This is a genomic window from Sinorhizobium arboris LMG 14919, from assembly GCF_000427465.1.
GTDB classification, from domain to species: Bacteria; Pseudomonadota; Alphaproteobacteria; order Rhizobiales; family Rhizobiaceae; genus Sinorhizobium; species Sinorhizobium arboris.
This window is the reverse complement of record NZ_ATYB01000014.1, coordinates 1,240,768-1,265,074: the sequence shown is the minus strand read 5'-3', so window position 1 is coordinate 1,265,074 and position 24,307 is coordinate 1,240,768. Positions and strand designations below refer to the sequence as shown.

The following is a 24,307-nucleotide window of genomic DNA, read 5'->3' as shown; positions in this document are numbered from 1 at the left end:
TACGATCCCCGGCACCTCCGACAGGTTTGGTATCAAATCAACGTCTTTTCCGCAATGTCGAAAAAGGCCTCGCGAATATTCTGTGCTATGCTTCCTGGATGACCGTTGCCGATCGTCTTTCCGTCGACGGAAACGACGGGAAAGCAGATGCTGGTAGCAGCCGTAATGAAGACCTCCCGCGCGGCGAGCATTTCCTCCACGGAAAACGCCCTTTCCTCGATCTTCAGGCCCAGCGGCTTGGCCACGTCCATGAGCGTGGTGCGGGTCACGCCGCGCAGAATGCCACTCTCCGCCGGGCGGGTGCGCAACGTGCCTTCGCCGTCGACGATCCATACATTCGTCGCCGCGCCCTCTTTGACCGTGCCGTCCGCATCGACGAAGATCGCCTCCTGCGCTCCGGCCTCCTTCGCGCTCTGGCGGGCGAGCACGTTCGGGAGAAGGCCGACGCTCTTGATATCGACGCGATCCCACCGATTTTCCGGTACCGTTATCGCCGATACGCCCTCTGCGTTTTTCCGGGCGACCGCCCTAGGGTCCGTTCGCTTGGCGGTGACGACGATCGACGGCGGGGTGTCCGAATCAGGGAAAACATGGTCCCGCCGCGCGACGCCGCGGGTCACCTGCAGATAGAAGAGGCCGTTTCGGACCCTATTTCTGCGCAGCACCTCCCGAATGACATGGACGAGCGCCGCACGGCTCATCGGCCAGCTTATCCTGAGCTCGCCCAGGGATCGCCCGAGGCGATCGAGGTGCCGCGTCAGATCGATGATGAAACCGTGCCGCACCTCGCAGACTTCGTAGACGCCGTCGGCAAACTGGTAGCCCCGGTCTTCGACGTGAATGGCGGCTTCGGCATGCTGGACATAGGTGCCGTTGACATAGGCGATTCTCGGCATGGTGAGGCCCTCAGAAATATTGAATGCTGACGCGGAAGAGCTGCTCGACATCGCGGACGGTCTCGGCGGCCGCCAGCAGGACCACGCGGTCCTTCGCCTTGATCCGCGTATCACCGTCGGGGCGAACATAGGCCTTGTCGCGATAGAGTGCGCCGATGCGGATTCCTTCCGGCAATTCGAGCTCGCGCAACGCCTTGCCGACCAGCGGGGAGGTTTCAAGCGCCTCGGCCTCGATCACCTCCGCCATACCGTTCTGCACCGCGTAGACCGAACGGATTCGTCCCTTTCGAACGTGCTGCAGCACGCGCGAGATGGTTACCGCGCGCGGATTGATATAGGCGTCGACGCCGGCGGCACCGGCAAAATCCTGATAGGCCGGCTCGTTGATCAGCACGAGGGTCGACTTCGCACCCAGCCTCCTGGCAAGCATGCTCCCGAGGATGTTGATCTGATCGTTGTTGGTCAGCGCAACGACGAGATCCGCCTCCTGGACATCCGCTTGCGCCAGGATCCGCTGGTCCATGGCCGAGCCGTGGAGGACCACTGTGCTGTTGAGCTTGTCGGCAACGAGCACGGCGCGATCACGATCGTTTTCGATAAGCTTCACCCGCATGCGCGGCTGCTGCTCCTCGATCGTGCGGGCGACGAAATAGCCGATGTTGCCGGCGCCCAGAATGATGATCCGCCGCGCCTCCTGTTCTTCATGGCCGAAGAGGGCTAGCGTGCGGCGGGCATGGTCGCGGTCGCAGACGACATAGGCGAGATCGCCGGTCTTCAACTGGTCGGAGGAATGCGGAACGATCAGCTTGCCGTCCCGGAAGATGCCCGTAACGGTCGCCAGCAGATCCGGGAAGAGTTCGCTGAGTTGCTGCAGCGGCGTGTCGACGACGGGGCAATCTTCCATGCATTCGATCGCAACCATCGCGATCCGATCCTCCGCGAAGCGCACCACGTCGGTGGCGCCCGGAAACGAAATGCGGCGAAGCACGAGCCGCCCTACCTCGATTTCCGGGGAGATCGTCACGTCGATCGGAACGTTTTCGCGCGAAAAGAGGTCGGAGTATTCTGGCGCGAGATAACTCTGGGCCCGGATGCGGGCAACCTTGGTCGGCACGTTGAAGATCGCATGCGCCACTTCGCAAGCAACGATATTGACCTCGTCATACAGCGTTACCGCGATGATCATGTCGGCCTGATCGGCGCCCGCCTTCGCCAGCACGTCCGGATGCGCCCCATGGCCGACGTAACCGCGCACGTCCAGCGTCTCGGTTATATAGGCGATCAGCGCGGCGGACGTATCGATCACCGAAACGTCGTTATTCTCGCGCGACAGCCGCTCGGCGATGCCGTAGCCGACCTGCCCTGCCCCGCATATGATCACCTTCATTGCTATTCCTTACGTCTGGGACGGTTCTGCCTTTGGCTCTCGACGGGGCGAACGCCCCCTTAATCAAACGCCCAGCGACTTCAGCTTGCGATGCAGGGCGGAGCGCTCCATGCCGACGAATTCGGCGGTACGCGAGATGTTGCCACCGAAGCGATTGATCTGGGCGATCAGGTAATCGCGCTCGAACATCTCGCGGGCCTCGCGCAACGGTAAGGTCATGATGTGCTGATCGCTTTGCGCCGAGACCTTCGGCAAGGTGTCTCCCACCTCGTTCGGCAGCATGTCGGCGGTGATCGGCGTATCGGGACCGTCGCTGCGCGCAAGAATCATCAGGCGCTCGATGTTGTTGCGCAGCTGGCGGATATTGCCGGGCCAATCATGCGCCTGCAGCACCGCGAGCGCATCCTCGCCGATCTTGCGGGGGCGGATGCCGGCCTGTTCGCTTACCTGCCGCATGAACATGTCGACCAGGAACGGGATATCCTCGCGCCGCTCCGCAAGAGCGGGAACACGCACCGGAATCACGGCGAGCCGGTGATACAGGTCCTCGCGGAATAGGCCCTCGGTGATCATGTTCTCGAGATTGTAGGCGGTCGAGGAGATGACGCGGACATCGACCTTGACGCGCTTGGAGCCGCCTACACGCTCGAACTGCTGATCGACGAGAACGCGCAGAATCTTGTTCTGCGTTTCGCGCGGCATTTCGCCGACCTCGTCCAGGTAAAGGATTCCCCCGTGGGCCTCCTCGAGCGCACCCGTCCGGCGCGGCTGTCCCGTGGTGCCCTCGGTACCGAAAAGCGCGATCTCCATTCTGTCCGGTGTAATCGCTGCCGCATTGAGAGCCACGAAAGGACCGTTGGCGCGCGCGGACTTGCGATGGATCATCCGCGCGACGAGTTCCTTGCCGGACCCCGACGGTCCCTGGATCATGATGCGGCTATTGGTGGGTGCAACCTTCTCGATCATCTGCCGCAGTTGGGAGACCGCGACTGACGTTCCGATCAGTTCCACCGGATCGCCCGACTTCCGTTTCAGCTCTGAGTTTTCGCGCTTCAGCTTGGAGATTTCGAGCGCCCGCTCGGCGATCAGGATCAGCCGGTCGGCCTTGAACGGCTTCTCGATGAAGTCATAGGCGCCGCGCTTGATGGCGGAGACGGCGGTTTCGATGTTGCCGTGACCGGAAATCATCACGACCGGCAATTCGGGGTGGCGGCTCTTGATCTCGTCGAGCAGTGCCAAGCCGTCGAGCTTGCTTCCCTGCATCCAGATGTCCAGGAAGATCAGGCGCGGCACACGGTCGTTGATCGCAGCGAGCGCGCTATCGCTGTCGAAAGCGGTCCGTGTTTCATGGCCTTCGTCCGACAGGATTCCCGAGACGATCTCGCGAATATCCTCCTCGTCATCCACAACCAGAATATCAGCCGCCATTGGTATTACCCTTATTCTTCAAATTACCCTCGCCGCCGGTCTCGCCGGCAGGCGGCAGAATCACCCGGATCATCGCCCCGGAGCCGCCGTCGAAATCCGGCGGTGCGTCATGCAGTTCCAGTTGCCCGCCGTGGTCTTCGATGATCTTCTTGACGATAGCGAGGCCGAGACCGGTGCCCTTTTCCCGCATCGTCATGTACGGCTCCAGAATTCGGTGCCGGTTCTCGGTCGGAAGCCCCTTGCCGTTGTCGATGACGTCGACCACGAAACGGCCGGTGGCATCATCGCGACGGGATCGGATGACGACCGTCGGCGCGCCTCGTGACGTCCCCGCGGGCACGGCTTCGATCGCTTCCACCGCGTTCTTTACGAGATTGCCGAATGCCTGACCCAGCATGCGGCCGTCGAACTGACCCTCGAGGGGTTCGTCGCCGAAGTCGCGGACGAAATTGATGTGGTTGTTGCCCATCTCGCGCAGGAATACGGCGTCCTTCAGGATCGCCCTCAGGTCGGACTTCTCCTTCGTCGGCTTCGGCATGCGCGCAAAGGCGGAGAATTCGTCGACCATCCGGCCGATGTCCTCGACCTGGCGCACGATCGTTTCCGTGCACTGGTCGAAAACGGCCCTGTCTTCCTGATCGATCTGCCTGCCGTAGCGACGCTTCAGCCTCTCTGCCGAAAGCTGGATCGGCGTCAGCGGATTCTTGATCTCGTGCGCAATGCGGCGGGCGACGTCCGCCCAGGCGGTCGAACGCTGTGCGATCACCAGGTCCGTGATGTCGTCGACGGTGATCACATAGGAGCCGTGCGATTCGTCGCCTTCCTCCCGTGTCACCTGAACGTTCAAGGTGCGCTCGGTGCCCCCACGCATGATATTGATCTGCTTGCGGTAATCGTTGCGGTAGCGGCTCTCGGCCTCGACGAGAACCGCTTCGATTTCCGGGGCCACTTCACTGAGGTTCGCGCCGATGAGCCCCGTCGCCTCCTTCTTGAGCATGCCTTCCGACGACGGATTGAAGATGGTGATGCGGCGATCCTTGCCGACACCGATGACGGCCGCCGTCACGCCGGAAAGCACAGCCTCGATGAAGCGGCGGCGCTGGTCGACCTCGTCCTTCGCCACCAGGATCTGATCCTGCTGCGTGCGAATTTCGCTTACCATCTTGTTGAACGTGCGCGAGAGGTTGCCGACGTCGCCGTCGACCGCGCGTACGGGAACGACGACGTCGAGATTGCCGGACGCGACGCTGTCGGCGGCCCCGATCAGCTGCCGGATCGGCCGAACGATGCGGTCGGCCACCGCGATGGCCGTCCAGATCGCCGCCAGCAGCACGATCAGGGCGAAGCCGATGTAAAGGACGCCGAAGGCTATCTGCAGGGAGGTACGCCCTGCCTCGAGCGTCTTGTATTCCGCAGTGTTCTCTTCCATCAGCCGCATCGACCGCATGACTTCCGGATCGACGTTTCGGACGGTGTAGAGATAGGTGTCCGGAAAATTCTCGAGCGGAATGACCGCCCCAACCAGATTGGTCACGCCCGGAGGAATAAGCGTCGGTTGGCCGGCAATGGTGCTTTTCAGCGCATCCTGCGGGATCGCCGGCAGAGGACGGTCGGTCGAAATATTGGCCTGGAGTATGGCGCTGCCGTCAGCCCGCACGAGGAATGCCCCGAGCATGCCTCGTCCCCTCGCCTGCCGCGTCATCAACTCGACGAAACCGGTCCGGTCGAGGCTGTAGAGCTGGCGATTGCGCTCCAGGTCGTTGGCCATCGACACCGTCTGACCCTGGAGGTAACTCGCATTCTCCAGGACATAGGCCTGCGCGACGTTCAGAGAGGACCGAACGATCGCCTGCGTACGCAGCGAGAACCAGCGGTCGAGGCCGACATCGAGGGTAATGCTGGCGAAGATCGCAACGAGGATCGCCGGCGTGATCGCGACGATCGAGAAGAGCGCGACGATGCGCACATGCAGGCGCGCAGCGGCTCTTCCCTTGCTGCGCGCCCTGAGCAGCCTGAAGATCTCGCGGGCGATGAGGTAGATCAGGCCCACGACGAAGAGGCCGTTGATGCCGGCGCAGGCGATCACGATGTTTCTCTCGGGCCGGATCGGGGTCAGACCGAGAAGAACAAGCAGCGACAAGGTGGCGCAGATCAGAGCACCGGTGGCGAGCATAAGCCCCGGCAATGCGAAGGAGGCTCGCCGATCCTGGGCAGCAGTGACTCCGTCCTCCGTGCCCAATGGCAAGGCCATTCCATCCACCATGAAAAGTGCTACCCCCAACCCGTGTACCGACGACGCCGGCACACCCCTGCGTTCCGGACCGAGACATTGAACCTGCAGCGCCGCGCCCCCTGCGGATGCACGAAACTTCCAGCCACGCCGGTCTGCGACCGAGCGCCGGCGAATCGACGCTTAAACGCGGTTCAAGCAACGCATTGTGGCGAAAATGCAACGGTGTTGCATCTCAGTCAAGCGGTACGCGAGCTGCGATACACCGAAACACCAAGCTCACGGATCTTCTTGCGCAGCGTATTGCGGTTGAGACCCAGGAGATCGGCCGCTTTGATCTGATTGCCGCGGGTCGCCGTCAAGGCCGCAAGAATCAGAGGATATTCCATTTCGGCAAGTACCCGGTCGTAAAGGCCGGAGGGCGGTAACGCATCGCCAAAGCTCGCGAAATACTGCCGCATGTTCTCCTCGACCGCCTGTGATATCGACAGCGGACCCGAGCGCGCCGCGGCCTTCTCGATCGGGCTGTCCGGGATCTCCGAACGCAGCTCGTTCTCGATGATTTCCCGGGTGATGACATCCTGTGGATAAAGTGCCGTCAGGCGGCGAACCAGGTTCTCGAGCTCGCGCACATTGCCCGGCCAGGGATGCGCCTTCATCAGCTCCAGCGCCTCCTGATCGAAACGCTTGACGTCGAGCCCCTCCTTTTCGGCCTGCTGGACGAAATGCCGGACAAGGTCGGGAATGTCTTCGGCGCGATCTCTCAGCGGCGGCAGACGCAGCGGCACGACATTCAGACGATAGTAGAGGTCCTCGCGAAAGAGGCCCTGATTGATCGATTGTTTCAGGTCCTTGTTGGTGGCGGCGACGATGCGGACGTCCGAGCGGATCGGCGTGCGCCCGCCGACGGTTGTATATTCGCCCTGCTGCAGCACGCGCAGGAGACGCGTCTGCGCGTCCATCGGCATGTCGCCGATTTCATCGAGGAAGAGCGTTCCTCCCTCGGCTTGTTCGAAGCGCCCGGTGGAGCGCGTCTGGGCGCCGGTGAAAGCCCCCTTTTCATGGCCGAACAGTTCCGACTCGATGAGGTCGCGCGGGATCGCCGCCATGTTGATGGCGACGAAGGGGCCGTTTCTTCGTTTCCCATAGTCGTGCAATGCACGTGCAACCAGTTCCTTGCCGGTACCGGACTCGCCGGTAATCATCAGCGTGAGGTCGGTCTGCATCAGCCGGGCGAGCACGCGGTAGATTTCCTGCATGGCGGCGGAACGACCGACGAGCGGCATTCCGTCCTGGGAATCGTCGTCGAGCTTCGAGGGCCGCCGCTTCGGTTCGGCGAGCGCGCGACCGATGATGCCGATCAGTTCCGTCAGATCGAAAGGCTTCGGCAGATAGTCGTAGGCGCCCTTCTCCGAAGCCTTGATGGCCGTCATGAAGGTGTTTTGCGCACTCATCACGAGAACCGGCAGATCCGGCCGTGCCTTCTTGATCCGCGGCAGGAGATCGAAGGCGTTTTCATCGGGCATCACGACATCGGTTACGACCAGGTCGCCGTCGCCGGCGGCTATCCAGCGCCAGAGGGTTGCAGCATTGGAGGTGATGCGCACTTCGTATCCGGCACGGCTGAGCGCCTGGTTCAGCACGGTGCGGATGGCTGCGTCGTCATCCGCGACGAGGATCGTTGCACCCGTCATCCATTGGTTCCTTTTGTCATCGGAGTTTCGTCATCGGCCGCAAGTCCTTTGGACGCCGGCATCAGAACGCGGAAGGTCGTGCGGTTATGCTGGCTGTCGCATTCGACGATGCCGCCGTGACCGCCGATGATCTTGGCCACGAGCGCCAGGCCGAGACCGGACCCGTTCGTCTTGGTGGTAATGAACGGATCGAACAGATGCGGCAGCAGATCGGGGGGCACGCCCGGCCCGTTGTCGTGAACGCAGAATTCCAGCGGCAGCGAGATTTTTTCACGCGTACCGGCAACCGAGAGGCGGATGCCCGGCCGGTAGGCCGTCGTCAGCAGAATCTCGCCATCCGACCTGTCGCCGATCGCCTCGGCCGCGTTCTTGATCAGGTTCAGGAACACCTGGACCAGCTGGTCGCGGTTCGCGAAGACCGGGGGAAGCGAGGGATCGTAATGCTCGGAGATTTTGATTCTGCGGGCAAAGCCGGCCTTGGCGATCGCCTTGACGTGATCGAGTACGGCATGGATGTTGAGCGGCACGCGGTCGACCGGGCGCTCGTCGGAGAACACCTCCATCCGGTCTACCAGCGAAACGATGCGGTCTGTCTCGTCACAGATCAGCCTTGTAAGCGCACGGTCTTCGTCATTGACGGAGGTTTCCAGAAGTTGCGCGGCACCACGGATACCCGAAAGGGGGTTCTTGATCTCGTGGGCGAGCATCGAAGCAAGGCCGGTGACGGACCGCGCTGCCGCGCGGTGGGTGAGCTGGCGGTCGATCTTGTCGGCCATGGACCGCTCTTGGAAAACGATCACAACCGATCCGGGTTGCGACAGAACCGGAGCCACATAGAGATCGACGAGCTTGTCGGCCCCAAGACGCGGAGAACTGAGATCGACCCGGTACTCGTTGACCGGAGCGCGCCGCTCGCGGACCTGCTCGATCAGTGTCAGGAGCGGACTGCCGAATGGAATGAAAGCGCCGATATCGTGCCGCGCAAGATGGTTGGCGCTGGCTCCGAAGAAAGATTCGGCCTCCCAGTTCGCAAAGGCGACGAAGCCCTTCTCGTCCACTAGGATGACCGGATTCTGAATCGCGTTCAGCACGGCCATGGAAAGATCGTTGGCACCCTCCATCGGTGCCGTTGCCTTTTCGGTCATGCCGCAATCTCCTCCCTCGCCGCCGCTTCGCCGGAGCGAGCGATTGCGGCAACCACGCCGTCGCGTACGAAATCCGTGTCCGTCGATGTCAGAAACGCGGCCTTCTCCGAAGCGGGAAGCTCGGGCGCGAAACGATCGAGATACCAGCCGGCATGTTTGCGGGCGGTGCGAAGCCCAACCTCCACGCCATAGAATTCGAGCATCATTTCGTAATGCTCCGCAAATATCTGGGCGATGCCCGACGCATCCGGGTGAGCAGCAGCGCCGGCCAGCACGCCCGCATGCCACGGCCGCCCCTGGCATGACCGGCCGACCATGACGGCGTCCGCACCCGAGCGGCGCAGGATCTCCTGCACATCCGCCACCGAATCCACGTCGCCATTGGCAATCAGCGGGACGGAAACCACCTCGCGGACGGCCCGGATCGCATCCCAGTCGGCCTTGCCGTTGTAGAATTGCATGCGTGTGCGCCCATGAATCGTGATCGCCTTCACACCGGCGTCCTCGGCCCTGCGGGCGATCAGCGGCGCATTGATCGAATTTTCATCCCAGCCAAGCCGCATCTTGAGCGTGACCGGGACTGTGGCTGCCTTTACCGTCGCTTCGATCAGCGAAAGCGCATGATCGGGATTGCGCATCAGCGCAGATCCGGAATAGCCGCCGGTGACCTTCTTCGCAGGACAGCCCATGTTGATGTCGATGATATCGGCGCCATTGGCCTCGACGATCCTCGCCGCCTCGGCCATCCAGTGCGCTTCACGCCCGGCGAGTTGCACGACGTGCGGTTCGATGCCGGAATTCTTCAGCCGCGCCCAGGACTCGGAGGCATTGCCGACCAGCTCGCGGCTCGCCACCATCTCGGTCACGACGAAACCCGCACCGAAACGCCAGGCAAGCCGGCGAAAAGGCAAATCCGTCACGCCGGACATGGGCGCGAGCGCTACGCGATTGCGAATTCCGACATTCCCGATCAGAAGCGAGGATGAAAAAGCCGTTGAGGGCAAATGCATATCTTTCAGGCACACTAGAATCTTGCACTATTTTTAGACATTGTTCGTCTGCTTGCCAAGCGTTTTCGACAAGCGGGACAAAATTCCTCGCATGGCTGGCCATGGCAGGACCTTCGCGGTACATCACGACGAATATTGGCGAATGCGGGACCACATACAGAAGATGCAAGGCGAAGAACAGTTGTCCTGTGGCGTCGTGATCGTTGCGGCCGGCCGCGGCGAGCGCGCCGGTCAGTCGGCCGAGGGACCGAAACAATACCGGACGATCGGCGATCGCCCGGTTATCGCCCATACGCTTGACATTTTCGCGACATGGCCCGGAACGGGACAGGTCGTCGTGGTGATCCACCCGGAAGACGAAGAGCTGTTTGCGTCGGCCCGCAAGCGGATGGCCCGGACACTGGATCTGACGGTGGTCCACGGCGGAGCGACGCGCCAGCTTTCGGTGCTCGCCGGCCTGGAAGCGATCGCCGCCCAAAGCGCCGAACTGGTGATGATCCACGACGCCGTACGCCCGTTCTTCGACCACCTGTTGCTCGATCGATGCCGGGCGGCGCTTTGTGACGGCGCCGGGGCCGTCCTGCCGGCGCTTGCGGTTGCCGACACGCTGAAGCGCGCGACCGCCGACGGCCATGTCGCAGAAACCGTACCGCGAACCGGCCTTTACGCCGCGCAGACGCCACAGTGCTTCCGCCTCGGGGCGATCCTCTCCGCTCATCGGCAGGCGGCGGCAAGCGGCCGAACCGATTTTACGGACGACGCGTCGATTGCCGAATGGGCCGGGATCCCCGTCCTTCTGGTGGAAGGATCCGCCGATAATTTCAAACTGACGCTTCGAAGGGACCTGTCGATGGCAGACGAGAAACTGACGCGCACGACAATACCGGATGTGCGAACCGGCAATGGCTACGACGTACACCAGCTTACCGAAGGCGACGGTGTCACGCTCTGCGGCGTTTTCATTCCCCATAACCGCAAGCTCTCCGGCCATTCCGACGCGGATGTCGCGCTGCATGCCCTGACTGACGCACTGCTCGCCACCTGCGGTGCCGGCGATATCGGCGACCACTTCCCGCCTTCCGACCCGCAGTGGAAGGGCGCGCCATCGCGCATCTTCCTCGAACACGCCGCGCGGATCGTCCGCGAGCGCCGCGGCACCATTACCAATGCCGACATATCGCTGATCGCCGAGGCGCCGAAGGTCGGCCCGCACCGTCAGAAGATGCGCGAAAATCTTGCATCGATGCTCGGCATTTCGCTCGATCGCTGTTCTGTCAAGGCGACGACCAACGAGAAACTTGGCTTTGTCGGCCGCAACGAAGGCATCGCGGCGATCGCCACGGCGACAGTCGTATACGCGCCACAGGGCGGAGCGTGATGTGGCCGGCTGACATCGAGCGGAAGGCGCGCGCCACAATTCAGGACCTCACCGCGCGCGGGCTCAAGCTTGCGACGGCGGAGTCCTGCACCGGCGGACTGATCGCCGGCGTCCTGACGGAAGTCGCGGGCTCGTCTTCCGTCGTCGACCGTGGCTTCGTCACCTATTCCAATGAAGCGAAGATCGAGATGCTGGGCGTAAACCTCGAAACGCTCGCGACACGCGGAGCCGTCTCGCGCGAGACGGCAATGGAAATGGCCCGCGGGGCCGTTTCGCACTCGGCCGCCGATATCGCCGTGGCCGTCACCGGCATAGCCGGCCCGGGCGGCGGCTCGGCCGAAAAGCCGGTCGGTCTCGTCCACCTGGCCGCTGCCGGTCGCGACGGCACGCTCATTCATCGAGAAATGCGCTACGGCAATCTTGGCCGGGCGGCGGTGCGGCTTGCCACAGTGCGAACGGCGCTCGAGCTGGTCACCGAATTGGCTCACGCGCCGTAGATAACATCCGCCCGCTTTTCGAATGCTTCGGAGAACATGCGGAAGGCACGATCGAACATCGAGCCCATGAGCGCGCCCAGGAGGCGGCTCTTGAATTCATAGTCGATGCAGAAATGCACGATCGACTCGCTCTCGTTCACGGGCTCGAAGCGCCAGACATTATCGAGATACTTGAACGGCCCTTCGATATAGTTGACGTCGATGATCCGCTCGGCGCTCTTGAGGAGCACCTGGGTCGTGAATGTTTCGCGGATCGCCTTGTAGCCCACGGTCATGTCGGCAAGCAGCAGCACCTTCCCGTCGCGCTCCTTTCGCGAGCGCACGCTCAACGCTTCGCAAAGCGGCAGGAACTCCGGATAGCGCTCGACATCGGCGACGAGACCGAACATCTGATCGGCCGAGTGCTTGACGACGTGGTTGGTTTCGAAATGGGGCATGGATTTGAGTTAAGGCCGCAGGGCCGGAAGATCAAGGAGGCGCCGCATTTGTGCCCGGCTTCTTATCGGAGCGTTGCGGCACGTCTCCTTCGCCCCATTTGCGGGGAGAAGGAGGCCGGCAGGCCGGATGAGCAACCGCTACTCCGCCTCTGCCAGCTTCTTCTCCCGCGCCGCCTTCAGCCGGGCGAAGTCGTCGCCGGCGTGGTGGGACGAGCGGGTCAGCGGGCTTGAGGAAACCATCAGGAAGCCCTTGGTATAGGCGACCGTCTCGTAAGACTTGAATTCCTCCGGGGTGACGAATTTCTCGACCTTGTGGTGCTTGCGGGTCGGCTGCAGATATTGTCCGATCGTCAGGAAGTCGACGTCCGCCGTACGCAGGTCGTCCATCAGTTGCAGCACTTCGTTGCGCTCCTCGCCGAGGCCGACCATGATGCCCGACTTGGTGAACATGGTCGGGTCGAGTTCCTTCACGCGCTGCAGAAGCCGGATGGAATGGAAATAGCGTGCCCCCGGTCTGACCGTCAGATAGTTGGACGGCACCGTTTCAAGGTTATGATTGAACACGTCCGGCTTGGCGGCCACGACCCGTTCCAGCGCGCCGGGCTTGCGCAGGAAGTCGGGCGTCAGGATTTCGATCGTGGTTTCCGGCGACGCTTCCCGGATAGCGAAGATGACCTTCTCGAAATGCTCGGCGCCGCCGTCGTCGAGGTCGTCGCGGTCGACGGAGGTGATGACGACATGGCTCAGGCCCATCTGCTTCACCGCCTTGGCGACATTCGCGGGCTCGTCCAGGTCGAGGGCATTGGGCCTGCCGGTCGCGACGTTGCAGAAGGCACAGGCACGCGTGCAGATCTCGCCCATAATCATGAAGGTCGCGTGCTTCTTGTCCCAGCACTCGCCGATGTTAGGGCACCCGGCCTCCTCGCAGACCGTAACGAGCTTGTGGCTCTTCACGATCGAGCGGGTCTCCTGGTACCCCTTCGAGGTCGGCGCCTTCACGCGTATCCAGTCCGGCTTGCGCAGGACCTCGGTGTCAGGCCGGTGAGCCTTTTCCGGGTGGCGAACACGCTGCGCCCGATCCGAGACGGCATCGAAAACCGTTACCATGTGTCTTCCTTCGTCGTGGAGGGCAGTCGGCCGTAGGGCCGTCCGCACCTTGTCGCCTTATATAAACAGCCGGACATGAAAAGTCAGGCCGCCATTTGCATGGCAGCCTGACCCGAAACGAATGGGAAATAGCCTACCCTCGGACGGCGCGGCCCGCCGCGATCAACAGGCAGGCTCCGATGAACCCGATGATGAGATAGGCGAGCCAACCCGTATATGCCATGCCCAAGGCCGCGAGAATGAAATTCAGCACGACGGCGCCGATAATGCCGAGGATGATGTTCGCGAACAGCCCCATCTGGCTGTTCATGAACTTCTCCGCCAGCCAACCGGCCAGCCCGCCGATTATGATCGCCGCCAGAATACCTACGCCATTCAAGCTCATCAGAACCTCCCCGCATTGTGAATGCCATGCAATCAATGCGTGAAGAGGTCGAAAGTTCCAGGCGGCCGCGCGTCATCAGGCGTTCAAGACCCTGCCATAGGCGTCGAGCACGCTTTCCTTCATCATCTCGGAAAGGGTCGGATGCGGGAACACCGTGTGCATCAGCTCCTCTTCGGTCGTCTCGAGATTCATGGCAACGACGAAGCCCTGAATGAGTTCGGTCACTTCGGCGCCTACCATATGCGCGCCGAGCAGTTCGCCGGTCTTCTTGTCGAAGATGGTCTTGATCAGGCCCTGGTCTTCGCCGAGCGCGATCGCCTTGCCGTTTGCTCCGAAGCTGTAGCGGCCGACGCGGATTTCGCGGCCAAGCTCCTTGGCCTTTTGCTCGGTAAGGCCGACGGAGGCGACCTGCGGGTCGCAATAGGTGCAGCCGGGGATCTTGCCCTTGTCGAGTGCGTGCACACCGGGAACTCCGGCAATCTTCTCGACGCAGATGACGCCCTCATGCTCGGCCTTATGCGCCAGCATCGGCGGGCCGGCGACGTCGCCGATCGCGTAGATGCCGGCGACATTGGTCCTGCCGTAGCCATCGGCAACGATGCAGCCTCGGTCGGTCTTGACGCCAAGAGCCTCGAGGCCGAGGTTCTCGACGTTGCCCTGAACGCCGACGGCAGAGATCAGCCGGTCAGCCTTGATCGGCGTAACCTTGCCGTCCTTCGTCTCCACATGCGCCGTGACGTCGTTCGCACCCTTCTCGACTTTGGTCACCTTGGCATCGGTGATAATCTTCAGGCCGCGCTTTTCGAGCTGCTTGCGGGCGAATGCGGAGATTTCCGCATCCTCAACCGGCATGATCTGCGGCAGCAGTTCGACGACGGTCACGTCGACGCCCATCGAGCGGTAAAAGCTCGCGAATTCGATACCGATCGCGCCGGAGCCCATGACCAGCAGCGACTTAGGGAATTCCTCGGGCTTCATCGCCTCGAAATAGGTCCAGATCAGCTTGCCGTCGGGCTCGATGCCAGGGAGCGCGCGCGGGCGCGCGCCGGTTGCGACGATGATGTGCTTTGCCGTGTAGGTGCCCTCGCCCTTGACGCCCTTCGGAACCGGATTCTGCGGCTGGACGGCGGGCTTGGACGGAGCGCCGACCACAATCTCACCGGGCTTGGTGAGCTTCGCCTCGCCCCAGATCACGTCCACCTTGTTCTTCTTCATCAGAAAAGCGACGCCGCCGTTCAGCCGCGCAGAGACGGCGCGTGAGCGGGCCACGACATCCTTGACGCTGGCGGTGATCTTGCCTTCGAGGGTCAGGCCGTAGTTCTTGGCATGATTGGCATGGTCGAGGATTTCGGCGGAGCGAAGAAGCGCCTTGGTCGGAATGCAGCCCCAATTCAGGCAGATGCCGCCCAGATGTTCCCGCTCGACGATCGCCGTCTTCAAGCCCAGTTGCGCCGAACGAATGGCGGTCACATATCCGCCCGGACCCGAACCGACAACGATCACGTCGTAATTCTCAGCCATGTTTATCCTACCTTTGGTCAAGCGACGTTGCGGGTGAAAAGCACCCAGTCGTGTTTTCTGCTGTCTTCGAAGAGCGGCACAGCCTCGGCGCGCGCCACCTCCTCGAAACCGTTCATCCTGTAAAGTGCCTGCGCCCTTTCATTGTGGCTCTCGGTGATCAGGCTCACCGGCGCTTGTCCAGCGCGGGAGAACTCATTTACGAGCAGCGCTCGACCGATCCCTTCGCCGCGATGATGGCCGTAGACGCCGAGGCTATCGATGAACCAGTGACCGACCACCTGCTTTTGAAGGAGAAGCAAGGGCGCAAGCACCGGATGCTTCGGCTCGATCGAAAGGATCGATGATTCGATTCCATACGAAACCGACACGCCGACGATCTCGTCTCCTATTTCGGCCACCACCGCGTCGCGCCACGTACCGGGCCCGGCATCCCGCCGCAGTACGTTACGGCCATGCTCGAAAGCGGTTTCCGCCGATTTGCTCAGGACGCCGCCGTACCAGAGCCACGAGGCAAATCCGTGCGAGGCGATGTCGATCAGGATCGCAAGTTCCGCCGCCTCGCTTCGTTTCGCGGGCCTGAGGGTCGCGCCAGCCGCCATCGTCAGAGCCCGAGCATCATCCGCACGACGGGCTCCAATCCCCGGCCGATCGCCCGGGTGTTCTCTGCGTCCAGGTGGACACCGTCGGTCGGCGTCGTCCTGGCCACTGAACCGCCGTCAAAAAAGCCGCAGTCGAGTTCGTCGGCGAGATCGCGATAAAGAGGCGCCAGCATTGCCGATTGCTCGACCCCACCGGCGAACATCGCTGCAAATGCACCATTGGCGGTTTCGCAGAGCGGCGGCGGCGAGACGATGAGTATCTCCGGGCGGTCTTCGCCCGCCGTCGGCCAGTCGTGTCTGCGCACCAGATTGACGAGACGCTCGATGCCCTTCACCGCACCGAAGGCGGTTCCGTGCACGACCGGCTTCATGTCGTTCGAGCCGAGCATGAGGACGATGAGATCGAGCGGCGCATGCGTGTGCAGGACCGTCGGCAGCACACGCGCGCCATTGCGGTCGCAATCGGCGAGATGATCGTCATAGGCGGTCGTGCGGCCGTTCAATCCTTCGGCAATGACGTGCACGCCCGAACCGAGCGCCTTCTGCAGCACGCTCGGCCAACGATCCTCCAGCCTATGCCGGCCGGAACCGCTTGCATCGTAGCCCCAGGTCAGACTGTCACCGTAGCAAAGGACTGTCTTCATCTGCCTACTCGCTTTTCAGAGGGGAAGGACCGGCTGGAAAGCCGGTCCGGATCGCATCAGACGAGCATGCCCATCGGATTTTCGATGTAGCGTTTGAAGGCGGCGAGCAGTTCGGCGCCGAGCGCACCATCGACACAGCGATGGTCGGTCGAAAGCGTGACGGTCATTACATTGGCGATGACCATCTGCTTGTTCTTGACGACGACGCGCTCCTCGCCGGCGCCGACCGCGAGAATAGTCGCGTGCGGCGGATTGACGACGGCGGCGAAGTCCTTGACGCCCATCATGCCCATATTGGAGACGGCAGTGGTGCCGCCCTGATATTCTTCCGGCTTCAGCTTGCGCTCCTTTGCGCGCTTGCCGAGGTCCTTCATCTCGTTGGAGATCGCCGAGAGGCTCTTCAACTCCGCCTGGCGGACGATCGGCGTGATCAGGCCGCCGGGAATGGAGACGGCAACGCCGACGTCCGCGTGCCTGTGCTTGACCATGTTCTGATCGGTCCAGGACACATTCGCATCCGGAACGTCGCGCAGCGCCAGCGCAAGTGCCTTGATCACCATGTCGTTGACGGAAAGCTTGTAGACCGGCTTGCCGTCCTTTTCAGGTGCTGCGGAATTGAGCTGGGCCCGCAGCGCCAGGAGCGCGTCGAGCTCGCAATCGACCGAAACATAGAAATGCGGGATCGTCTGCTTCGATTCCACGAGGCGCTTGGCGATCGTCTTGCGCATTCCGTCATGCGGCACGAGTTCGTAGGAGCCCGGCTCGAAAAGCTTGAGAACGGCGTCTTCCGACGCACCCTTGGCGAGCGTCGCCGGTGCCGGAGCTGCTGCCGGCGCGGCGGCGGGTTTGGCGGCGCCACCGGAAACGGCTGCCTCGACGTCCTTCTTGACGACGCGGCCATGCGGTCCGGAACCGGTGATCGCCGAAAGGTCGATTCCTGCCTCCTTCGCGAGGCGGCGTGCCAGCGGCGACGAAAAGATGCGTTTGCCTTCGCCATCGGCGTGCGCCGGAGAAGCCGGAGCAGCAGCTTGCGGCGCCGGTGCTGCAGCGGGTGCCGGAGCACCGGCCGGTGCCGTTTCGGCCGGTTCCTGCGGCTTCGGCGCGGAGGCTGCTCCCGCTGCGCCGTTGCCGCCTTTGGCGGCGGTAGCGACGTCTTCGCCCTCGGCGGCGAGAACCGCGATCAGCGCATTGACCTTGACGCCTTCGGTGCCGGCGGGAACGACGATCTTGGCGACCGTTCCCTCATCGACGGCTTCCACTTCCATCGTCGCCTTGTCGGTCTCGATCTCGGCGATCACATCGCCGGACTTGACCTTGTCGCCTTCCTTGACCAGCCACTTGGCCAGATTGCCTTCTTCCATCGTCGGAGAGAGGGCCGGCATGGTGATGTTGATTGGCATCGAACGACCCCCTTATTTGTAGCAGACAGCTTTCACCGCATCGACGACTTCCGCGACATTCGGCAGAGCAAGCTTTTCAAGATTGGCCGCATAGGGCATCGGCACGTCCTTGCCGGCGATCGTCAGCACCGGCGCATCGAGATAGTCGAAGGCCTGCTGCATGACGCGGGTGGCGATCTCGGTGCCGACGGAAGACTGAGGATAACCTTCCTCGACGGTGACGAGGCGGCCGGTCTTCTTCACGGATTCGATGACGGTCGGCAGGTCCATCGGGCGGATCGTGCGAAGGTCAATGATCTCGACGTCGATCCCCTGAGCCTCGAGTTCCGCCGCGGCCTTGATCGCATAGGTCATACCTATGCCGAAGGAGACGAGCGTCGCGTCCTTGCCGGCGCGATGGATGCGTGCCTTGCCGATCGGCAGCACGAAATCGTCGAGCTTCGGCACTTCGAAGGACTGGCCGTAGAGGATCTCGTTTTCGAGGAAGATCACCGGGTTCGGATCGCGGATGGCGGCCTTGAGCAGCCCTTTCGCGTCCGCCGCCGTATAGGGCATGACGACCTTCAGGCCCGGAATGTGGCTGTACCAGGCGGCATAGCACTGGGAGTGCTGCGCGGCGACGCGGGCAGCAGCACCGCTCGGCCCGCGGAAGACGATCGGCGCGCCCATCTGGCCGCCGGACATATAGAGCGTCTTGGCAGCCGAGTTGATGATCTGGTCGATCGCCTGCATGGCGAAGTTGAAGGTCATGAACTCGACGATCGGGCGCAGACCCGTCATCGCAGCGCCGACGCCGACGCCGGCAAAACCATGCTCCGTGATCGGCGTATCGACCACGCGGCGCGCGCCGAATTCCTGCAGCAGGCCCTGGGTGACCTTATAGGCGCCCTGGTATTCGGCGACCTCTTCGCCCATGACGAAGACGTCGTCATTGGCGCGCATCTCTTCGGCCATCGCGTCGCGAAGCGCTTCGCGAACGGTCATCGTCACCATTTCGGTTCCGGCCGGAATTGCCGGGTCGGCAGGAACTTCCGCCCTGGGCTGCGCCGCCACGGGGGCTGCGGAAGCCGGCGCTTCGGCAGCCGCGGGCTTCGGCGCTTCCGCCTTCGGCGCCTCGGCCTTCGCCGAATCGATGTCGCTTGCAGCTTCGCCGTCCTGCAACAGCACGGCGATCGGCGTATTCACCTTCACACCTTCCGTGCCGGCCGCAATCAGCAGCTTGCCGATCGTACCTTCGTCTACGGCTTCCACTTCCATCGTCGCCTTGTCGGTTTCGATCTCGGCGATCACATCGCCGGAGGACACCTTGTCCCCCTCGTTCTTCAGCCACTTGGAGAGCGTGCCTTCCTCCATGGTCGGGGAAAGGGCAGGCATAAGGATTTCTACAGGCATATTTGTCCCTCCCCGGATCAAAGCAGGATGTCGGTGTAGAGCTCGGAGGCATCCGGCTCCGGATCAGACTGGGCGAAATCGGCGCTGTCCGCAACGATGTCGCGAACCTCCTTGTCGATCTGCTTCAGTTCGTCCTCGGTGGCCCAGCCCTTGTCCGTCAGACGGGCCTTCACCTGCTCGATCGGATCATGCTCCGAACGCATCTTCTGTACTTCATCCTTCGAGCGATACTTCGCCGGGTCGGACATGGAATGGCCGCGGTAGCGGTAGGTCAGCATTTCGAGGATGATCGGCCCCTTGCCTGAACGGCAGTGTTCGACCGCCTCGTCGGCTGCGGCCTTGACGGCGCGGACATCCATGCCGTCGACCTGGTAACCGGGAATGCCGAAGGAAGCGCCGCGCTGGGAGAAGTCGGTCTGCGCCGAGGCGCGCGACACGGAGGTGCCCATGGCATAGCGGTTGTTTTCGACGATGTAGATCACCGGCAGCTTCCAGAGAGCGGCCATGTTGAAGCTCTCATAAACCTGGCCCTGATTGGCCGCACCGTCGCCGAAATAGGCGAGACTTACATTGTCGTTGCCGCGGTATCGGTTAGCGAAAGCGAGGCCGGTTCCGAGCGAGACCTGCGCTCCGACGATGCCGTGGCCGCCATAGAAATGCTTTTCCTTGGAGAACATGTGCATCGAGCCGCCCTTCCCCTTGGAAAGGCCGCCACGACGACCGGTGAGTTCCGCCATCACGCCGCGCGCACTCATGCCGCAGGCGAGCATATGGCCGTGGTCCCGATAGCCGGTGATGACCTGGTCACCCTCTTTCAGCGCCATCTGCATCCCGACGACGACGGCTTCCTGGCCGATATAGAGGTGACAAAAGCCACCGATGAACCCCATACCGTAGAGCTGGCCGGCCTTTTCCTCGAAACGCCGGATCAACAGCATTTCACGGTAGGCCTTGAGATCGTCTTCCTTGGAGAATTCGGCGATCGTGCCGCCGGCAAAATCTTTCTTGGCCGGCTTGGCAGCGGTCTTGCGGCTGGAAACGGACGCGGATTTTCGCGGAGCCATTCGTTCCTCCCAATGGTTAGCCTTTGGCGGCTACCATAGGGAAAGAAAAGCGCATCAGCAATGCCATATTTGCATGGCTATTATTCGCTGTAACTCGTTGATTAAAAGATGTTTTCTGTGATTAACCGGTTTCCAGTTAATCCGCAGGATGGTGGAAAATGACGATCTCGTCGCTGCGCGACATGTTGAGCGCGAGGCGAGCCTTCTCATCCAGCATGTCTCTCTCCAGCGAACCGTCGCTCATCAGCTCGACTTCCTTCTCCAGGATCTTTCGCGTCTGAGTGAGCTCGTCCAGCCGTGCCTGCCGCTCCGCGATCTGGCGATCGAACTCTTCCGTCGCCTTCAGTCCGTATCCGCCATGGATCGAATGATAGCCGAAATAGGTAAGGAAGGCGACCGCCAGCAACGGCACCACCAATCGCCCCAGTCTCCGCTTCCTGTGATGCCGTGTCCACATCGCTCATGCCCTGAATTGAGTCGGAGCGGGTCGCGGGCAATCCGCACATAGTCTCCCGCGAGCCGCTCCAATACGCAGTACGATGATGAAGACTAGCGTCGATTGATTAACCGACGGTTGACCATGAATGGCCGCAATAAAGCAAAAACCCGCCTTGTGGGCGGGTAAGATTGAAGATTCGCGATTTTGGCTGTGATGCAGACTGCCGTTGCGCGCCCGCGCTTGCCCTCGTCCTACCCTCTCCTTGCAGGCAGGGAGAGGGGCTGAGAGCTTGCCGTGTGCCTCCTCGCCCCGCTTGCGGGGAGAAGGAGGCAGGCAGGCCGGACGCGGGGCAAAGGCCGCTACCCTTCCGCGATCAACCCCGCAGGATTGAGCGACCTGCATATTGCGCCTGCGGGCCGAGCTGCTCTTCGATACGGATCAGCTGGTTGTACTTGGCGAGCCGGTCGGAGCGTGCGAGCGAACCGGTTTTGATCTGGCCGCAATTGGTGGCGACTGCGAGGTCGGCAATGGTCGAATCCTCGGTCTCGCCGGAGCGGTGCGACATGACGGCGGTATAGCGCGCCTTGTGCGCGGTCTCGACCGCATCGAGCGTCTCCGAAAGCGAACCGATCTGGTTGACCTTGACGAGGATGGAGTTGGCGACGCCCATTTTGATGCCGTCGCGCAGCCGAGCGGAGTTCGTCACGAAGAGATCGTCGCCGACAAGCTGGCACTTGTTGCCGACGAGGTCGGTCAGCGCCTTCCAGCCGTCCCAATCGTCTTCGGCCATGCCGTCCTCGATCGAGATGATCGGATATTTGCCGGCGAGCTCGGCGAGATATTCGGCCATGGCGCCCGGCTCGAGCGTACGGCCTTCGCCCTCGAGCACGTATTTGCCGTCCTTGAAGAATTCGGTCGAAGCGCAATCGAGAGCGACATACATGTCCTCGCCCGGCTTGTAACCGGCCTTCTCGATCGACTTCATGATGAAGTCGAGGGCTGCGGGAGCAGATGCGAGACCCGGCGCAAAACCGCCTTCGTCGCCGACATTGGTGTTGTGGCCGTCGGCGGCAAGCTGCTTCTTCAGCGTATGGAAGACTTCCGAGCCCATGCGGACTGCGTCCTTCAGGGTTTCGGCACCGACCGGCATGATCATGAATTCCTGGAAGTCGATCGGATTGTCGGCGTGAGCGCCGCCATTGATGATGTTCATCATCGGGACCGGCAGGAGATGGGCATTCGGGCCACCGACATAGCGGTAGAGCGGCAGGCCGGAGGCTACCGCCGCGGCCTTGGCGACGGCGAGCGAAACGCCGAGAATGGCGTTGGCGCCAAGGCGCGACTTGTTCGGCGTCCCGTCGAGCTCGATCATGGTGCGGTCTATCTGGATCTGGTTTTCAGCGTCGAGGCCGCCGATCGCTTCGAAGATCTCGCCGTTCACCGCATCGACGGCGCGCTCGACGCCCTTGCCGAGATAACGCGTGCCACCATCGCGCAGCTCTACCGCTTCGTGGGCACCGGTCGAGGCGCCAGAGGGAACCGCCGCGCGGCCGAAACTGCCATCCTCGAGATGGACATCGACCTCGACGGTCGGGTTGCCGCGGCTGTCGAGAATCTCTCGGCCGATGATGTCGATGATTGCAGTCATGATCTCTTCCCTTATGGACGATGAAGATGGTCGGCCCGTCTTAATTCACGGCCTCGAAATTACAATGGCGCCGGGATCGCAAAATCCGAACAGCGGCCCGCTTCATGAAAAATTCACATGGAGCGCGGCTCCTGTTCACGCTTTCGCAACGGCATCAAAGGCGAGCAGTTTTTCCAGCAGCCGCGGCATGTCCTTCAGCGGCACCATGTTCGGGCCGTCGGAGGGAGCGGTGTCGGGATCCTCATGAGTCTCGACAAAGACGCCGGCTACGCCCACAGCGACAGCCGCCCGCGCCAAGGTCTCGACGAACTCGCGCTGGCCGCCGGTCGAACCGCCCTGACCGCCCGGCTGCTGCACGGAATGGGTGGCATCGAAGACCACCGGAGCGCCGAGTGCCGCCATAATCGGCAGCGAGCGCATGTCGGAGACAAGCGTATTATAGCCGAAGGAGGCGCCGCGCTCGCAGAGCAGCACGTTCGGATTGCCGCTCTCGGTGAACTTGGCAAGCACGTTCTTCATGTCCCAGGGGGCGAGGAACTGGCCCTTCTTGACGTTGATCGCCCGTCCCGTCTTCGCGGCGGCGACCAGCAGGTCCGTCTGCCGCGACAGGAAGGCCGGAATCTGGAGGATGTCGACGGTCTCGGCCACGACTGCGCATTGCTCTTCCGTGTGGATATCCGTCAGCACAGGAAAGCCGAACTCCCGCTTGAGATCGGCGAAGACCTCCATCGCCTTGTCGAGCCCGATGCCGCGCTTGCCCGAAAGCGAGGTGCGGTTCGCTTTGTCGAAAGAAGACTTATAGACGAGGCCGAGCCCGAGCGATTTGCAGAGCTCGGCGAGCTTCCCCGCAGTCATGAATGCGTGTTCGCGGCTCTCCATCTGGCAGGGACCGGCGATCAGCGTCAGCCGTTCCTTCTGCGAGAACACCACCTGGCCGGCACCTTCGCCGACGACGACCCTTGAATTGGTTTCCATCATCATACTCCAAAGGCGAAGATTACACCCTGACCCGGCGCTTCCGGAACAATGAGGCGTCCGCCCATCTCTGCAAATTCGATATCGTTCTGCGCGAACAGCGCCCGTGTGGCCTCCAGATCAGTCACGCGGAAGACCACTGCACGCCCCCGCAAGCCGCGCCCCGCACCCTCGACCGAGCGGCCGAAGAACGCCTCCACGCCGGTCGGTGTCAGTACGGCGACCTTGGCGCTGCCTGCCTGGATGTCCATGCCGAAGGAATGGGCCGAGACCTCGCGCTCGTCCACCGCTTCCTGCAGAAGATATTGGAAATCCGTCGGGTTCTGCTCCGAAAGCACGACTTCGGCAATGCCGAGAACGCCGTTTTCATGGCGGTGAAGCGAGCTGCTGTCGACCGGGAGCGCGCGCAGGCGCTGGCAGGCAAAAAGAAAGAAGTCCGGTGAACGCAGGTCCGCGGCAAAAGCAAGCCGGAATGAGCCGAGTCCCTCCCGACCGTCTGGCAGCCGCAAAGGCCGCGAGAACTCGAGCATTTCGCCGCCGGAGATACCGCGCGAACGGAACCGGATGTGGTCTTCGGTCGCGTCCGGCGTCCCGAGCACGACGGCCGACAGGCCCTCCGCCCCCCGGCGAAAACGAAACGCCTGATCACGCGCCACAAAGGCGTTGCCCTCGAGTGCGGCCGCGTCGCATTCTTCCCGCGAAGCGACCGCAAGCGGCTCCAGATAGGTGTTGTCAGAGAAGAAGACGCAGGCATTTGCGGTGCCGAAGGGATGGCGCGCCTCATCGGCAACCGTGAAGCCGAGAGCCGCCAGACGCTGCCTCGTCCGCGCGAGATCGGCCACCGGCAGCACGAGATGATCGAGCGGGCGGGCGGTTCGCTTGGATTGGCTCATGGCGGTTTCCCTAATGACCGGTTTGCCGCTGTTTGCAACTTTTGACCGCCGATTGCAAGCGCGCCCCTTCAATGGCCGACGAGGATCGCGACGGTCACACTTTGGGCAAGGCAGGAGCGCGCCTCGTGCCCATCTCCC

22 protein-coding genes are annotated in these 24,307 nt (G+C 62.4%); 2 read left to right on the top strand and 20 right to left on the bottom strand.

Going from position 1 to position 24,307, the window contains the following annotated elements; all coding sequences use genetic code 11:
* Window positions 1-32: 32 nt before the first annotated feature.
* From SINAR_RS0117280 to dusB, 7 genes are all read right to left on the bottom strand, one after another.
* On the bottom strand, window positions 33-896 hold the full coding sequence (locus SINAR_RS0117280; protein WP_028000246.1) for a D-amino-acid transaminase: 864 nt from the start codon (window positions 894-896) through the stop codon (window positions 33-35).
* 10 nt (window positions 897-906) lie between these two features.
* The gene (gene trkA / locus SINAR_RS0117275; protein ID WP_028000245.1) at window positions 907-2,283 is read right to left on the bottom strand and encodes a Trk system potassium transporter TrkA; all 1,377 of its coding nucleotides are present in this window, start codon (window positions 2,281-2,283) and stop codon (window positions 907-909) included.
* A gap of 63 nt (window positions 2,284-2,346) precedes the next feature.
* Entirely contained in the window at window positions 2,347-3,711 is a 1,365-nt protein-coding gene (ntrX, locus tag SINAR_RS0117270) for a two-component system response regulator NtrX (protein WP_028000244.1), read from the bottom strand.
* Window positions 3,701-6,016 carry a two-component system sensor histidine kinase NtrY gene (ntrY, locus tag SINAR_RS0117265; RefSeq protein WP_028000243.1) on the bottom strand — a complete coding sequence of 772 codons (2,316 nt, stop codon included), beginning with the start codon at window positions 6,014-6,016 and terminating at the stop codon, window positions 3,701-3,703. Before ntrY ends, ntrX begins: the two co-directional genes overlap by 11 nt.
* Window positions 6,017-6,180: 164 nt before the next feature.
* Window positions 6,181-7,635: a nitrogen regulation protein NR(I) gene (gene ntrC / locus SINAR_RS0117260; RefSeq protein ID WP_028000242.1), complete on the bottom strand. Its 1,455-nt coding sequence runs from the start codon at window positions 7,633-7,635 to the stop codon at window positions 6,181-6,183.
* Window positions 7,632-8,780: a two-component system sensor histidine kinase NtrB gene (locus tag SINAR_RS0117255; RefSeq protein WP_028000241.1), complete on the bottom strand. Its 1,149-nt coding sequence runs from the start codon at window positions 8,778-8,780 to the stop codon at window positions 7,632-7,634. Before SINAR_RS0117255 ends, ntrC begins: the two co-directional genes overlap by 4 nt.
* Window positions 8,777-9,805 carry a tRNA dihydrouridine synthase DusB gene (gene dusB, locus SINAR_RS0117250; RefSeq protein ID WP_028000240.1) on the bottom strand — a complete coding sequence of 343 codons (1,029 nt, stop codon included), beginning with the start codon at window positions 9,803-9,805 and terminating at the stop codon, window positions 8,777-8,779. The genes SINAR_RS0117255 and dusB overlap by 4 nt, the downstream gene beginning before the upstream one ends.
* A gap of 148 nt (window positions 9,806-9,953) precedes the next feature.
* Between dusB and SINAR_RS0117245 the strand changes: the two genes are divergently transcribed.
* Together SINAR_RS0117245 and SINAR_RS0117240 are read left to right on the top strand one after the other, a co-directional pair.
* Window positions 9,954-11,168 carry a bifunctional 2-C-methyl-D-erythritol 4-phosphate cytidylyltransferase/2-C-methyl-D-erythritol 2,4-cyclodiphosphate synthase gene (locus tag SINAR_RS0117245; RefSeq protein ID WP_028000239.1) on the top strand — a complete coding sequence of 405 codons (1,215 nt, stop codon included), beginning with the start codon at window positions 9,954-9,956 and terminating at the stop codon, window positions 11,166-11,168.
* Complete coding sequence (locus tag SINAR_RS0117240; protein WP_028000238.1) at window positions 11,168-11,665, top strand: CinA family protein; 498 nt, start codon at window positions 11,168-11,170, stop codon at window positions 11,663-11,665. Before SINAR_RS0117245 ends, SINAR_RS0117240 begins: the two co-directional genes overlap by 1 nt.
* Here SINAR_RS0117240 and SINAR_RS0117235 read toward each other — a convergent pair.
* The 13 genes from SINAR_RS0117235 to SINAR_RS0117175 form a co-directional block, all read right to left on the bottom strand.
* Entirely contained in the window at window positions 11,653-12,102 is a 450-nt protein-coding gene (locus tag SINAR_RS0117235; protein ID WP_028000237.1) for a type II toxin-antitoxin system RatA family toxin, read from the bottom strand. The genes SINAR_RS0117240 and SINAR_RS0117235 overlap by 13 nt on opposite strands.
* Window positions 12,103-12,240: 138 nt before the next feature.
* A complete protein-coding gene (gene lipA, locus SINAR_RS0117230; protein ID WP_028000236.1) occupies window positions 12,241-13,209 on the bottom strand; it encodes a lipoyl synthase in 969 nt (322 codons plus the stop codon).
* 133 nt (window positions 13,210-13,342) lie between these two features.
* Window positions 13,343-13,594, bottom strand: a complete 252-nt coding sequence (locus SINAR_RS0117225; RefSeq protein ID WP_028000235.1) for a GlsB/YeaQ/YmgE family stress response membrane protein — start codon at window positions 13,592-13,594, stop codon at window positions 13,343-13,345.
* 75 nt (window positions 13,595-13,669) lie between these two features.
* A complete protein-coding gene (gene lpdA / locus SINAR_RS0117220) occupies window positions 13,670-15,115 on the bottom strand; it encodes a dihydrolipoyl dehydrogenase (RefSeq protein ID WP_028000234.1) in 1,446 nt (481 codons plus the stop codon).
* A gap of 17 nt (window positions 15,116-15,132) precedes the next feature.
* Window positions 15,133-15,714 (bottom strand): GNAT family N-acetyltransferase, encoded by a 582-nt coding sequence (locus SINAR_RS0117215; protein WP_028000233.1) that lies wholly within the window; start codon window positions 15,712-15,714, stop codon window positions 15,133-15,135.
* Between the two features lie 2 nt (window positions 15,715-15,716).
* On the bottom strand, window positions 15,717-16,358 hold the full coding sequence (locus tag SINAR_RS0117210; RefSeq protein ID WP_028000232.1) for an SGNH/GDSL hydrolase family protein: 642 nt from the start codon (window positions 16,356-16,358) through the stop codon (window positions 15,717-15,719).
* A 56-nt stretch (window positions 16,359-16,414) separates the two neighbouring features.
* The gene (locus SINAR_RS0117205) at window positions 16,415-17,758 is read right to left on the bottom strand and encodes a pyruvate dehydrogenase complex dihydrolipoamide acetyltransferase (protein WP_028000231.1); all 1,344 of its coding nucleotides are present in this window, start codon (window positions 17,756-17,758) and stop codon (window positions 16,415-16,417) included.
* 12 nt (window positions 17,759-17,770) lie between these two features.
* A complete protein-coding gene (locus tag SINAR_RS0117200; protein WP_028000230.1) occupies window positions 17,771-19,150 on the bottom strand; it encodes a pyruvate dehydrogenase complex E1 component subunit beta in 1,380 nt (459 codons plus the stop codon).
* Between the two features lie 17 nt (window positions 19,151-19,167).
* Window positions 19,168-20,214 (bottom strand): pyruvate dehydrogenase (acetyl-transferring) E1 component subunit alpha, encoded by a 1,047-nt coding sequence (pdhA, locus tag SINAR_RS0117195; RefSeq protein WP_028000229.1) that lies wholly within the window; start codon window positions 20,212-20,214, stop codon window positions 19,168-19,170.
* 136 nt (window positions 20,215-20,350) lie between these two features.
* The gene (locus SINAR_RS0117190; protein ID WP_028000228.1) at window positions 20,351-20,671 is read right to left on the bottom strand and encodes an FtsB family cell division protein; all 321 of its coding nucleotides are present in this window, start codon (window positions 20,669-20,671) and stop codon (window positions 20,351-20,353) included.
* A gap of 355 nt (window positions 20,672-21,026) precedes the next feature.
* Window positions 21,027-22,301, bottom strand: coding sequence for a phosphopyruvate hydratase (gene eno / locus SINAR_RS0117185; RefSeq protein ID WP_028000227.1), 1,275 nt, complete (start codon window positions 22,299-22,301; stop codon window positions 21,027-21,029).
* A gap of 135 nt (window positions 22,302-22,436) precedes the next feature.
* A complete protein-coding gene (gene kdsA / locus SINAR_RS0117180; RefSeq protein WP_028000226.1) occupies window positions 22,437-23,279 on the bottom strand; it encodes a 3-deoxy-8-phosphooctulonate synthase in 843 nt (280 codons plus the stop codon).
* Entirely contained in the window at window positions 23,279-24,169 is an 891-nt protein-coding gene (locus SINAR_RS0117175) for a VOC family protein (protein ID WP_028000225.1), read from the bottom strand. Before SINAR_RS0117175 ends, kdsA begins: the two co-directional genes overlap by 1 nt.
* Between the last annotated feature and the right edge of the window lie 138 nt (window positions 24,170-24,307).